This is a genomic window from Paenibacillus sp. J5, assembly GCF_054955055.1.
The window spans coordinates 308,241-322,617 of record NZ_JBUEDD010000001.1 but is presented as its reverse complement, the minus strand read 5'-3'; the positions used below and the strand labels follow the sequence as shown (position 1 = coordinate 322,617).

The window sequence follows — 14,377 nt, the reverse complement described above, 5'->3', positions numbered from 1 at the left end:
CTGCGCATGAATTTTATGAGAATCGTTTGGTTTGACTTGTTGAATATATGCAGAAACCCGATGCTCGTTATAGTCAATACGATAGGGCAAATGATTATATGGGGCGGTTTCGGTCTGGTGACAAATAGTCAGTTTGGCGGGAGGATCAGTTCCTTTGACTACTATGGCGTGGCGACCATGATATTATCTTCCATCATGATCTCGATGACCGTAACCAATACCTTCTTGGAGGAAAAGGTCAAGAGTGGGAACCTCCGTATTGCCTACGCTCCGGTTAGCAAAGCCGAGATTTATTTATCGAAGCTGCTGTCTACGTTCATCTTCGCTGTGATTGCCTTCACCTTGCTGTGCTTGATTGAACAGTTTGTGTTTCAGAGCAATTTTGGCGGAAGTAATATCTTTTACATTATTGTGCTGATTAACATTCTTGCATTGTTCGGCTGCTCTTTAGGCGCTCTGGTTGTCGTTATTTTTAAGAGCGAGGAACGGGCAAATGCCGTCATGCCAATCCTCTCTATCCTCTTTATCTTTTTTGGTGGGGTCTTCAGCCCTGTTGGTCACTTTGGAAATGTCATGCAGGCAGTAGCTCAACTATCACCCGCCAAGTGGGTCATGCAATCGGCATTTCAGATTATTTATGACAACAATTTCAGCTTATTCCTGCCCGTTATCGCTTGCCTGCTGATCTTCTCCATCTTGTTTACCATTATCGGCCAATTTATATTCAAACCGGAGGAATACCTGTAATGAACTTCATACCCTTATTCAAAAACAGGCTGGACAGGATTAGATTCAAGAAAGAAATCTTTGTTGTTGCGCTTATCATCATTCCTATTGTCATTCTGGCAACCGTACTACTATCCTACCGTCTGGAAATGAAGTCCAACATCGCGTTCGTTACAGATGACGCACAGAGCGTACAGAGCTTCCCGGAAAATGATAAATTTACGATCATTCCTTTGAAGGACAGACCGATATTTTCGGAATTGATCCTAGGGTATTATGATGCCATCGTGGAGAAAACGCAGGATGGTACCTATGACGTGGCTACTGTGATCAAAAGTAAAGAAAACACAGAAATTATATCCAACTACTTTAACAAAAAAGAAAGCCCTGATGAATACGGCAAGGATGATAAGGAACGCGGCCTGGGGGCGAAGGTCATGGGTTTTATTGTGATGATTGTTCTGATGCAGGGTGTTGCCTTAACCATGCTGTATACCGAGGATCGAAGCCTCAAAACCTTCGGAAGAATATTGGCGGCGCCTGTAAATGAGACGATGTATATCTTTACACAAGGGGTATTCACATTTGTTTGTTTATATATCCCTACATTTTTTGCCTTGGCTATCACGAAGGAAGTCTTCGGGGTTGACGTCGGGTTAAGTCTGGGGTTGCTGGCGATCTTGATCGCTATTGTGACGGCTCTTGGAACTGCGTTTGGCCTCTTCATGTCTTCGGTTCTCAAGCAGAACGTTTCTTTAACGGCAAGCTTGATTGCTATTATCACTTCTCTGTTGGGTAGCTGCTTAGTATCCTTTAAGGTCAACAACGGCTTTATCGATGGAGTGCTCAACATCATCCCGCAAAAAGCCTTCATGGACATTCTTGATGGGACAGAAAAAGGGATGGAGTTCATGCAATTCAAAGGCCAGTTGCTTGATCTGGTAATCTGGATTGTTGCCCTTGGGTTAATCGGAAGCTTCGTCATTAGACGTAAAGTGAAAACAGGAGATTATTGATCCAAACGACTCATTGATTGGGTAATTTGATCCGACAAATACGTATTTATATGTGGAGAGAGAGCAATTATATTACAGGGGCAATAACCCTGCCTCTAGAAGTGTAACCATGGTACTGGATCAGTAAATACTACCCGCGTGGAAACAAGAGCAAAGTCCCCTCATTTTGGTTCTCCTGACGGATTGTTCTGCGAAGCTTCATTAGAGATGAATGCCACTACACAGTGGGCTCTCCGTCAGGTTTTGAACTTGTCAGCAACAATAATGCGGATTCGATGCAATTATCGATCCATTCCCGACCAGGATTGGATTTCTTCAATACGGTTATTCCAATGAAAGCTACCACAAGAGATTGAGCCAGTGCCCGGCAGTCGGCCGATTCGCTGATCTCCCCGTTCGCGACCCCTCGTTGAAGCGTATCCTCAAATATGACCGCCAAATATTGTTGATGCTCTCGTGTCAATATTTCAAGCTTCGCATCGTGCGGAGCCAGCTCCACCATGGTATTAATACAGAAGCAGCCATGCCGTTCATGCGTTCCGGGAGGGAATACCCCTTCCATAAACAAGCGTCTGAAAGCCGTCTTGACACTCTTGATTTTGCTTAGCTTCACGCGAACGGATTTCGCGTGTAATTGATTATAATTTCGAAGAGCAGATTCAAACAAAGACCATTTGTCTCCATATGCAGCATATAAACTAGGCTTCTGAATCCCCATACGAGCTGTTAAATCACTTAGTGATGAAGCCTCATACCCTTTCTCCCAAAAAACATGCATCGCCTCTGTTAACGCCTTCTGCTCATCGAATTCCCGATATCTAGCCATAACGCCTCCTGATAAAATACCTTTTGGTACATTACAAATTATACATGAACTGTTTACACAGGTCAATTTCTCATTGAAATTCGTGGTTTTTGTTAAAAATATGGATTAACATTGACAGATATGATTTTTTATGAGTTAATCAATCCATAAATAACGTACCAATCGGTAAAAATATGGAGGTTGTTTCAATGTCCAGTTCTGCACAGCTCCACCCGAGTAACTCAGGGGTACAAGCGCAGCTTTCGAACACCATACTTTTATTGTATGCGGTCCTATGCGGTGCGGCGGTAGCCACAGTGTATTATGCTCAACCTTTGCTTGATGCGATAGCTTTAGAATTTAACATCAGCAGTACGATCATTGGCACGGTTGTAACCGTGACACAGTTGTGCTATGCGCTAGGACTGTTTTTCGTCGTCCCGCTAGGGGATGTGCTTGATCCACGTCGGCTCGTTACCGGGATGTTAGTCACGATAGCGCTCGCTTTAATCTTCGTTGCACTGGCTCCCAATGCATGGTTTCTGTTCATCGGTATGGGAATAGTCGGTTCTCAGGCTGTCGTTGCACAAGTACTGGTTGCGCTTGCCGCCCATCAATCCTCGTTGCGGCATCGTGGCCGGGCGATTGGAGTCGTCACGAGCGGTATCGTCATCGGGATTCTACTGGGTCGCGCCTTCTCGGGCACCTTAGCAGATCTAGCCGGATGGCGTTCCGTTTATGCTATCACGGCAGTCATCATGATCTGCATGACCGTTCTATTCCGAGCGGCTACACCTGCTACACCACGCCCAGCAAGTCTAGGCTCGTACCTGGACATGCTCCGCTCAATGAAGGAACTATTCGTTCAAGTCCCTCTTCTGAGAATTCGAGGACTACTTGCTTTTTTGCTATTTTTAGACTTTAGTATATTGTGGTCCTCGATGGTATTGCCGATGAGCTCCCCTCCACTTTCGTTTAACCATACTGTCATTGGGTGGTTTGGACTTGCTGGCGTAGCGGGGGCGTTGGCCGCCAGAAGTGCGGGGCGACTGGCAGATCGCGGATTCGGGCAACTAACGACGGGGATCGCTTTAGTATTGCTCGCCGCCTCTTGGCTGCCCATAGCGTTTCTTCAGTCTTCCAGATGGCTGTTTATTCTTGGAATCATTATGTTAGATCTCGCAGTACAAGCGGTGCATGTGACGAATCAAAGTATGCTATTAAGTGTTCGTCCAGAAGCGAGGAGCAGGCTAACAGCGGGGTACATGATCTTTTATTCCTTTGGAAGCGCGACGGGTGCCATACTGTCAACCTGGATGTACTCTTGGGCGGGGTGGCATGGTGTATGCATGTTGGGGGTGTTGGTAAGCATAATTGCGCTGTTATATTGGAGATTCACACTGAACCTGTATACTCACGCTTCTTCCAAGGGATAGAAAAATAAAAACGAAAATATTGTGACGAAAGGATTCTGTTCGTGCAAGCGAGAATAAAAAAATGAAGCTTGAGTATCCCCCTTGCAAGCATAATTTTTTCCAGCGGGGAGATGAAATCGGAGGCTGGTCAAGTGCAGTCTATAACATGAAAATTCGAGCTACGTGGCGTATAAGTAAATTTATGTTTAAATTAGTCTTTTTACGTACATTTAACAATTTTTAATTGTATATTTTTCACTTTTTTGTTATAGTACCCATATAATCCTATGATGTGGGTGATAGAGAGATGACTGTTCGAGAGAGTTCCTGGTTCTTAAATGCACATGCCGGTTCTTTTGCAACGCTCCGCTTATTTTGTTTCCCTTACGCCGGCGGCGGAGCCTCCGTATTTAGTAACTGGAAGCGAGAATTACCGGCCTACATTCAGGTTTGTCCCGTTCAGCTTCCCGGCCGAGAGAGCAGAGTGATAGAGGACCCGATGGATTCCGTCGAGGCGATCGTAGACTCGCTTGTCTCCGAGATCTCACCGTTTTTACATACGCCCTTCGCCTTTTTTGGTCATAGCATGGGGGCGCTAATCGCCTTTGAAACAGCTCGCCAATTACACTCCAAGCATCATGTGGCTCCTACCCACTTATTTGTATCAGGTAAAACTGCGCCTCACTTGCCTTATCCAAGAAACTCCCTACACAACTTGCCCGATGACCAGTTTAAGAAAGAGCTTCAACTCATGCAAGGCACACCGGAAGAAGTATTACAGAATGATGAATTGATGGACATCGTCATGCCCCAATTGCGAGCAGATTTTACCGCTGTTGAAACCTATGTATACAGACCGGGAGAAGTGCTGCCTTGTCCGATCTCTGCCTTTGGCGGGTTGCAGGATCACGACGTCAGCATAGAATCACTGCAAGCCTGGCAAGAGCATACACAAGGTCCATTCCAGGTGCAGATGCTTGAGGGGAATCATTTTTTTCTCCATCAGCAGGAACATGAGGTTATCGGCAGGGTGCTGCATGAATTATCATCTCAGAAGAGGAGGGTTGCCGCAAGCGGTCCGGTTGCACGATAAGCAACTGACACAAAAAAATGATGAAACTACGCTCTGAGCTGTCTATCGTGGCTAATCAACGAAGAAGCAGACCGCGCGAGCGTTATTTGCTGTGCACATTTTCCTAAAATATGGAGGGGTTATTGATGACAAACACATTCGAAATGTTGGAATCCAATGTAAGATCGTATTGCCGTTCTTTTCCCGATGTCTTCGTGCGTGCGAAGGGCTCGATGCTGTACGCCCAGTCTGGAAAAGCCTATATCGATTTCTTCGCCGGAGCCGGGGCGCTAAATTACGGTCACAATAATGAGTTTATCAAGCAACGTCTCATTCAATATCTGCAGTCGGACGGTCTGAGTCACGGACTGGATATGTACACTTCGGCCAAGGAGACCTTTCTGCAGACGTTCTCAGACAAGATTTTAAGGCCCCGCGGTCTCGACTATAAGCTTCAGTTTTGCGGTCCTACCGGAACCAATGCAGTAGAGGCGGCGCTGAAGCTGGCACGAAAAGTGAAGGGAAGGACAGGCGTGTTTTCTTTCATCGGCGCGTTCCATGGGATGTCGCTTGGAAGCCTGTCTGCCACAAGCAGTCTATACCATCGCGAAGCGGGAGGATTACCGCTGCATGATGTTACGTTTATGCCATTCCCAACTGGCTTCATCGACAATCTGGATACGATCGGCTATATGGAAGCTGTCTTGACGGACGATCACTCGGGTATAGCCAAGCCGGCAGCGATTATCCTTGAAACCATGCAAGCAGAGGGTGGTTTGAATGCGGCTCCTACGCAATGGCTTCAACAGCTTCGCGAGCTGTGCGATCGGCATGATATTTTGCTGATCGTGGACGATATTCAGGTGGGCTGCGGGCGAACAGGCTCCTTCTTCTCCTTTGAACGGGCGGGGATTGTTCCTGATATGGTCGTGCTCTCCAAGTCAATCAGCGGTTACGGTCTGCCGATGTCGTTGCTGCTGCTCAAGCCTGAACTGGATGTATGGCAGCCGGCAGAGCATAATGGCACCTTCCGGGGCAATCAGCTCGCGTTCGTTGGTGCGACGGCTGCTCTGGAATTCCGGGAATCGACACAGTTGGATGCAGAGACGGAACGTAAGGCGCAATTTGTCGAGCAATACTTGAAGGAGCATATTCTGCCGATCCACCCATGCCTCACGATGCGCGGTATGGGATTGATCTGGGGCATTGACGTATCGGCTTGCCGGGATGAACATCTCTCCAAAGCGATCGTGTCTCGATGCTACGAGCTTGGGCTTATTGTCGAGCGGGCCGGACGCCAGGATATGGTGGTGAAGCTGATGCCAGCGCTGACGATCTCGATGGACGAGCTGGCTGCCGGATGTGAAATATTTAAGCAGGCCGTAACGGAATGCTGTGCCTTGATTCATTCACTTCAGCCTCAGTTGGCATAAACACCACCTGTAAGTGGCGTTGACGCTAAGCGATCTGGCTGATGGCGATCATTCTGGTGGTTAGGTGGCACTATGGCGGCATGTCCGGCCAGACTGCGCGTACCTCCGAGGTCAATCTAGAATTTGTCAAGGGGAGAGACGATGAAAAACAATCATGTTGCATTATATCCGTTAACACAACCCCAGCAGCGCATTTGGTATACCGAGTTGCTGTATCCAAATCGGACGATCATGACGATCAGTGCGATCGTGAAAATAACAGGCCGCATCGATGTGTCGGTGCTGAAGCAAGCCATTAACAAAGTCATTGAGCAAAATGACTCGTTTCGTATCCAACTGACGACAGAGAGCGGAGTACCGTATCAGTACGTTCGGGACTATGAGGAGAAGGATGTCGAATGCCTTGATCTGAGCAAGGAGCAGGCGGAGCAGCGAATGCTGGAGCTCCGCTCCATTCCGCTTGAGCTGCTGGACGCCGAGCTGTATCGATTCGTTATCATGCGAGTCGGGGAGGCGGAGACGTGGATTAATTTCAAGATGCATCATATCGTATCTGATGGCATCTCGATGAATATGGCCGTAAACGAAATGATGGAGCATTATTCGAATATGACAAGCGGCACCAGCTCTCCTCACAAGGGTAACTCTTATCTCGATTTTATTCAGGTTGAGCATGACTACGAGCAATCCGAGCGCTATCAGAAGGACAAGGAGTATTGGCTCGCAAAATTCGCCACGATGCCCGAGGTTATGAGCTTGAAATCATACAATCCACTCACGGTGGGCACGGATGCTAGAGTCGATCGCTTGATCCTGGAGGACGAGCTGCATCGCGGGGTGAAAGCTTTTTGCGAGGAGCATAAGATCAGTATCTTTACCTTTTTTCTGGGTGCCTTGTATATCTATATGCATAAAGTAACGAACGAGCAGGACGTAGCGATTGGTACCCTGTATGCGAACCGGACGACCAAGAAAGAAAAGGAAACGATCGGCATGTTCGTCAGTACGGTTGCAACGAGGATGCTGGTGGAGCCTGAGCAGGAATTGCTCTCGTTTCTAAAAAATGTAGCCAAAGAGCAGGCCTCCATCCTGCGCCATCAGCGTTATCCTTACAATCAAATCATTCGGGACTTGCGAGAGGTGCATCGCAATCAGGATGTCCAACGGTTATTTGGTGTTTCGATACAATATCGACCAATGAGCTTCCTTCGTATGGATGAGGCTGTTATGCGTGGTAACCAAGATTATTCCGAGGATTCGGTGAACGACTTCGATATTCATATCCTGGATATTGTAGATGACGGGAAGCTCTTTGTGGACCTGTATTACCGCACACAGCTATTTGACGAACAGGAAGCGCAGGAGATCAACCGCAGGTTCGTCAATATCATGGAGCATATGATTCGGAGTCCATATCAGACCATATCGGAGCTGTCGCTGATTAGCGAAGAGGAGCAGCGCAGGCTGATTGTCGCCTTCAACGATACCGAGGCGGAATATCCTCGAGAGCAGACGATTCACGGGCTGTTCGAGGAGCAGGCGGAGCGTCATCCGGGTGCGGTCGCGGTCGAGTATGAGGACGAGCGGCTGACATACCGCGAGCTGAACGAGCGGGCGAATCGTCTGGCGCGCACCTTGCGCGGGCAAGGCGTAGGAGCGGATCAGCTCGTGGGCATTATGGCCGAGCGCTCGCCATCCATGGTGATCGGGATACTCGCCATCCTGAAGGCGGGCGGGGCCTATGTGCCGATCGATCCCGATTACCCGGAGGAGCGCATCCGCTATATGCTGGACGATTCGGGTACCCAGGTGCTGCTGCTGCCATCGCATCTGCAGGATAAGGCAGCCTTCGCAGGAGTGAGCCTGCTGCTGGATGACGAGCAGACCTATGCCGCAGACGGCACGAATCTGGCCTCGGTTAACGAGCCGCATGATCTGGCCTATGTCATCTACACGTCGGGCACGACAGGCAAGCCGAAGGGCACCTTAATCGAGCACCGGAACGTGGTGCGGCTGCTGTTCAACAGCAGGAACCTGTTCGACTTCGGCCCGGCGGATACATGGACGTTGTTCCACTCGTTCTGCTTCGACTTCTCGGTATGGGAGATGTACGGGGCGCTGCTGTACGGGGGCAAGCTGGTCATTGTTCCGCCGATGATTGCGAAGCACCCCGCGCAGTTCCTGCACTTGCTGAAGGAGCGCGAGGTCACAATCCTGAACCAGACGCCGACGTACTTCTACCAGTTGCTGCGCGAAGCACTGGCAGAGAGCGGCCAGACGCTGAGCCTGCGCAAGGTGATCTTCGGCGGGGAGGCGCTGGCGCCACAGCAGCTCAAGGAGTGGAGGAAGCGATACCCGGCAACGCAACTGATCAATATGTACGGGATCACGGAAACGACGGTGCATGTGACATACAAGGAAATTACCGAGGTGGAGATTGCCGAGGGAAGAAGCAACATCGGCAGACCGATCCCGACGCTGAAGGTGTATGTGCTGGATGGGAACCGAAGATGCGTGCCAGCGGGCGTGGCGGGCGAGATGTATGTGGCGGGCGAAGGACTGGCGCGGGGCTACCTAAACCGGCCGGAGCTGACGGCAGAGAAGTTCGTGGACGATCCGTTCACCCCTGGCAAGCGGCTGTACCGGTCAGGAGACCTGGCGAGATGGTTGCCGGACGGCAACATCGAGTATATGGGCCGGATCGACCATCAAGTGAAGGTACGGGGGTACCGGATCGAGCTCGGGGAAGTGGAAGCACAGTTATTGAAGCTGGAGTCGGTGCAGGAAGCCGTCGTCATGGCACGCGAGGATGGCAGCGGAGAGAAGCAGCTCTGCGCGTACCTGGTGGCAGATAAGGCGTTGACGGTGAGCGAGCTGCGAAGCTGGCTGTCAGAGGAGCTGCCGGGGTATATGATTCCGTCGTATTTCGTGCAGCTTGAGAGGATGCCGCTGACGGCGAACGGGAAGACGGATCGCAAGGCGCTGCCAGCGCCGGAGGGAAGCGTGAATACTGGTGCGGAATACATCGAACCGCGCACCCCGCTGGAGGAGCAGCTCGTGCGGATGTGGCAGGAGGTGCTCGGAGCCGAGAGGATCGGAGTGAAGGATAATTTCTTCGATCTGGGCGGGCACTCCCTGCGCGCGACAGCGTTGGTCAGCAAGGTCTACAAGGAGCTGAACATTCATCTGCCATTGCGGGATGTATTCCAGTTTCCGACTATTGAGGAGCTGGCTCAGGTGATGGACAGAATGGAGGAGAGAGTGTATGCGTCCATACCACTCGCCGAAGAGAAGGCGTATTACCCGGTATCCTCAGCACAGAAGCGGCTGTACATCCTGCAACAACTGGAAGGTGCAGAGCAAAGCTACAACATGCCCGGGATGATGAGGCTCGACGGCAGGCTTGAGCGGGAACGACTTGAAGAAGCATTCCGCCAGCTAATCGCGCGTCATGAGACATTGCGCACCGGCTTTGAGCTGGTTGATGGAGAGCCTGTGCAGCGGATCTATCCGCAGGTGGAATTCATGCTGGAGCATCGGCAAGCAAGCGACGAAGAGGCGCAGGAGGCGCTGCGTCATTTTGCCCGAGCGTTCGATCTGGCACAGCCGCCACTATTGCGTGCAGGTCTGCTGGAGCTGTCTCCAGAGCGTCATCTGCTGCTGCTGGACATGCATCATATTATCTCTGACGGCGTGTCCGTGGATATTCTGGTGGAGGAGCTTGTCCGCTTGTACGGCGGCGAGGAGCTGCCTGCTCTGCGGATTCAGTATAAGGATTACGCGGTATGGCAGCAATCCACCGCGCAGCGCGAGCATCTGAACAAGCAGGAGGCTTACTGGCTGGATCAGTTCAGCGGGGAGCTGCCAGTGCTGGAGCTGCCGACCGATTATGCGCGTCCTGCCGTGCAGCGCTACGAGGGTCATACGCTGCAGTTCCATATGGATGCACAGACGAGCGAGGGCCTGAAGCGGATTGCGGCGGAAAACGGCGCGACGCTGTACATGGTATTAATTGCGGCCTATACGATTCTGCTGCACAAGTACACAGGTCAGGAAGATATGGTCGTCGGCACGCCGATCGCAGGAAGGACACATGGCGATCTGCAGCCATTGATCGGGATGTTCGTCAATACGCTGGCGCTGCGTAGCTGCCCGGCTGGCGAGAAAACCTTCCTGTCGTATCTGGCGGAAGTCAAGGAAACGACCTTGAGTGCCTATGAGCACCAGGATTATCCATTTGAAGAGCTGATCGAGAAGCTGGAGCTGGCCCGCGATCTGAGTCGCAATCCGCTCTTTGACACGATGTTCTCGCTGCACACCTTGGAAAATAGAGCGTACCAGCTCGATGGCCTTCGACTGGCTGTGTACCCGAACGAGCATTTGGTGTCGAAATTTGACCTAAGCCTCGACGTTATGGAGGGCAACGACAGCCTGGAATGCGCTCTTGAATACTCGACTGCCTTGTTCAAGCAAGCAACGATGGAACGGCTGGCGAAGCACTTCGTGCAATTGGTCACCGCAATTGTCGAAGATCCGGGCGCGAAGCTCGCATCGTTCGGCATCCTGACGCCGGAGGAGCAAGAGCAGGTTCAGCGTGTATTCAATCCAGAGACGGCGCCGCCAGAGCTGGAGAAGACCTTCCATCAGTTGTTCGAGGAGCAGGCGGAGCGCAGCCCAGAGGCGACGGCGGTGGTGTATGCGGACAAGCGTCTCACCTACCGTAAGCTGAACGAGCGCGCGAACCGTCTGGCGCGCAGGCTGCGGGGTCAAGGGGTGAAGCCGGATCAACTGGTCGGCATTCTGGCCGATCGGTCGGTGGACCTGCTGGTCGGGGTGCTGGCGGTATGGAAGGCGGGAGGCGCCTATGTGCCGCTCGACCCGGAATACCCGTCTGACCGTATCCAGTTCATGCTGGAGGACAGCGGAGCGCAGGTGCTGCTGACGCAGACACATCTGGAGGAGCGCACGCGGGAGTGGCTGACGGAGGAGCAGAAGCTGCAGGCCGTGCTGTGTCTGGACGATGAGAAGTACATCGAAGGGTACAACGACGGGATGGCAACGAAGCGAATCGGAGCCGGGTCGCTCGACGCAAGCGTACCGAGCGATACGCTAGGGCAGCAGGACGGCACGGATGACCCGAGCTGCCAGAATCTTACGCATGTCAACCAGCCTGGCGATCTGGCCTATGTGATCTATACGTCGGGGACGACTGGACGGCCGAAGGGCGTCATGATCGAGCACCGCAGTCTGGTCAATACGGCGGACGGCAATCGCCGGGAGTACCGGCTGGGCGAGTTCCCGGTGCGGCTGCTGCAACTGGCGAGCTTCTCCTTCGACGTGTTCGCCGGGGATATCGCACGGACGCTGTACAACGGCGGAACGATGGTCATCTGTCCGCAGGACGACCGGATTGATCCTTCCCGGCTGTATGCCTGGATTCGGGACGAGGAGATTACGATCTTCGAATCGACGCCAGCGCTGATCTTGCCGTTCATGGGGTATATCGCGGAGCAGGGGCTGGAGCTCCCTTCGCTGAAGCTGCTGATTACAGGCTCTGATAGCTGCAGCGTGGGGGATTACCGTGAGCTGCGGGAGCGGTTCGGCGCGCAGATTCGCATCATCAACTCCTATGGCGTGACGGAAGCGGCGATCGATTCAAGCTACTACGAGGAGCCGCTGGAGAAGCTGCCGGAGACAGGGAATGTGCCGATCGGCAAGGCGTGGCTGAACGCCCGGTTTGCGATCGTAGATGCGCATCTGAATCCGGTGCCGGTAGGCGTGCTGGGCGAGCTGTGCATTGGCGGCGCGGGCGTAGCGCGTGGCTACTGGAACCAGCCGGAGCTGACGGAGGAGAAATTCGTGCCGAGTCCGTTCGAGGCTGGAGAGCGGCTATACCGGACGGGCGATCTGGCGAGATGGATGCCGGATGGGAACGTGGACTTTATCGGTCGGATCGACCACCAGGCGAAAATCCGGGGCTACCGGATCGAGATTGGCGAGATCGAGTCGCAGTTGCTGAAGGCGGAAGGCGTGCGGGAAGCGGTCGTAGTGGTGCGCGAGGACGCAGGCGGGGAGAAGGCTCTGTGCGCGTACTACACGGCGGAGGGCGAGTGCAAGGCGAGCGAGCTGAGAGCGGTGCTGTCGCAGGAGCTGCCAGGCTACATGATCCCGTCGTACTTCGTGCAGTTGGAGAAGCTGCCGCTGACCGCGAACGGCAAGATCGACCGCAAGGCGCTGCCAGCGCCGGAAGGCGGTCAACGGGGCGTGGAGCATGTCGCGCCACGGACAGCGCTGGAGGCGGAGCTGGTGCGCATCTGGCAGGAGGTGCTCGGAGCTGCGCAGGTGGGCATTCGCGACAACTTCTTCGAGCTCGGCGGCCATTCCTTGCGGGCGACCATGCTGGTCAGCAAGATTCACAAGGAGCTGAATGTGGAGCTGCCGCTGCGTGAGGTGTTCCGCCACGCGACAATCGAGGACATGGCCGGAGCGATCGACAGGATGGAGCAAGCCGAGCATGTGTCTATTCCTGTAGCTGAGGCGAGCGACTACTACCCGATGTCCTCAGCGCAGAAACGGCTATATATATTGCAGCAAACGGAGGGGGCTGAATTAAGTTATAACATGTCGGGCGCGCTGCTCCTTGGGGGGCCGCTCGATCGTGCGCGGTTCGAAGCGGCGTTCCGCGCTCTGATCGCGCGTCATGAGACGCTGCGCACCGGATTCGGGCTGGTAGACGGCGAGCCGATGCAGCGGATCTACCCGCAGGTGGATTTTGCGGTGGAGTACAGGCAGGCAACGGAAGAGGAAGCAGAGGACATTGCACGACAATTTGTCCGCACCTTCGCTCTGGAGCAGCCTCCGCTGCTGCGGGTCGGGCTGGTTCAATTAGAGGAAGAACGCCATATTCTGTTGTTTGATATGCACCATATTATCTCCGATGGCATCTCCATCAACCTTGTAATCGATGAGTTTATTCGCTTGTACAGCGGGGAGACGCTGCCCCCTCTGCGGATTCAATATAAGGATTATGCGGTATGGCAGCAGTCCGCAGCGCAGCGCGAGCGGATGAAGCGCCAGGAGGACTACTGGACGAAGGTGCTCAGTGGCGAGCTGCCACGCCTGGAGCTGCCGACCGATTTTGCCAGACCGGCGATTCGCAGCTTTGAGGGAGCAGTGCTTGACATCGCCATCGACAAGCAGAGAAGCGAGGGGCTGCAGCGCATCGCCGAGGAAACCGGGTCAACCCTGTACATGGTGCTGTTGGCGGCGTATACGGTTCTGCTGCATAAATACTCCGGTCAGGAGGACATCATCGTCGGTGCGCCGATTGCGGGAAGAACGCATGCGGACGTAGAGCCGCTCATCGGAATGTTCGTTAATACGCTCGCGATCCGCAGCTATCCGGCGGGAGAGAAGATGTTCCTGTCTTATCTGGAGGAGATGAAGGAAACGACCCTCCAAGCCTATGAGCACCAGGAGTATCCGTTCGAGGAGCTGCTGGAGAGGGTACAGGTGGCGTGGGAATTAAGCCGCAACCCGTTGTTTGATACCGTCTTTGTGTTGCAGAACACCGAAGACCGGAGTATCGGCGAGATTAGCGAGCTGAGCGTGGAACCGTTCATGCAGTATCAGACGATTGCCAGATTCGATCTGACCTTGGAGCTGAAGGTAGAGCAGGATGGCACGATTAGCGGCCAATTCGAATATTGTACAAAATTGTTCACCCCGAACATGGTTCGACATTTCGCCGAGGATTTATTGACGATTATTAGCCAGATTTGCGAGCAGCCTTACATCCTGTTGAACAAGATTTCGCTTACCCGTCATACGGAGCAAGAGCAGCTCCTTGAGGAGTTCATAGATTTTGCTTTTTAACTATCGTTCGCTGCACGTGTGCGTGATGGGCGGTA

The 14,377-nt window shown here is 52.8% G+C and carries 7 protein-coding genes; 6 read left to right on the top strand and 1 reads right to left on the bottom strand.

What is annotated here, in order from left to right:
• The first annotated feature begins 6 nt into the window (after positions 1 to 6).
• Positions 7 to 747, top strand: coding sequence for an ABC transporter permease (locus ACY1JZ_RS01110; protein ID WP_462627690.1), 741 nt, complete (start codon positions 7 to 9; stop codon positions 745 to 747).
• Positions 747 to 1,742 (top strand): ABC transporter permease, encoded by a 996-nt coding sequence (locus ACY1JZ_RS01105; protein ID WP_462627689.1) that lies wholly within the window; start codon positions 747 to 749, stop codon positions 1,740 to 1,742. The genes ACY1JZ_RS01110 and ACY1JZ_RS01105 overlap by 1 nt, the downstream gene beginning before the upstream one ends.
• A gap of 217 nt (positions 1,743 to 1,959) precedes the next feature.
• On the opposite strand, the gene ACY1JZ_RS01100 is transcribed toward ACY1JZ_RS01105, so the two are convergent.
• Positions 1,960 to 2,568 (bottom strand): TetR/AcrR family transcriptional regulator, encoded by a 609-nt coding sequence (locus ACY1JZ_RS01100; RefSeq protein WP_462627688.1) that lies wholly within the window; start codon positions 2,566 to 2,568, stop codon positions 1,960 to 1,962.
• Positions 2,569 to 2,756: 188 nt separating this feature from the next.
• On the opposite strand from ACY1JZ_RS01100, the gene ACY1JZ_RS01095 reads away from it, so the two are divergent.
• From ACY1JZ_RS01095 to ACY1JZ_RS01080, 4 genes are all read left to right on the top strand, one after another.
• A complete protein-coding gene (locus ACY1JZ_RS01095; protein ID WP_462627687.1) occupies positions 2,757 to 3,983 on the top strand; it encodes an MFS transporter in 1,227 nt (408 codons plus the stop codon).
• Between the two features lie 286 nt (positions 3,984 to 4,269).
• Positions 4,270 to 5,055, top strand: a complete 786-nt coding sequence (locus ACY1JZ_RS01090; RefSeq protein WP_462627686.1) for a thioesterase II family protein — start codon at positions 4,270 to 4,272, stop codon at positions 5,053 to 5,055.
• 125 nt (positions 5,056 to 5,180) lie between these two features.
• Positions 5,181 to 6,467 carry a diaminobutyrate--2-oxoglutarate transaminase gene (gene ectB, locus ACY1JZ_RS01085; RefSeq protein WP_270168679.1) on the top strand — a complete coding sequence of 429 codons (1,287 nt, stop codon included), beginning with the start codon at positions 5,181 to 5,183 and terminating at the stop codon, positions 6,465 to 6,467.
• A 141-nt stretch (positions 6,468 to 6,608) separates the two neighbouring features.
• Positions 6,609 to 14,342, top strand: a complete 7,734-nt coding sequence (locus tag ACY1JZ_RS01080) for a non-ribosomal peptide synthetase (RefSeq protein ID WP_462627685.1) — start codon at positions 6,609 to 6,611, stop codon at positions 14,340 to 14,342.
• The last annotated feature ends 35 nt before the right edge of the window (positions 14,343 to 14,377 follow it).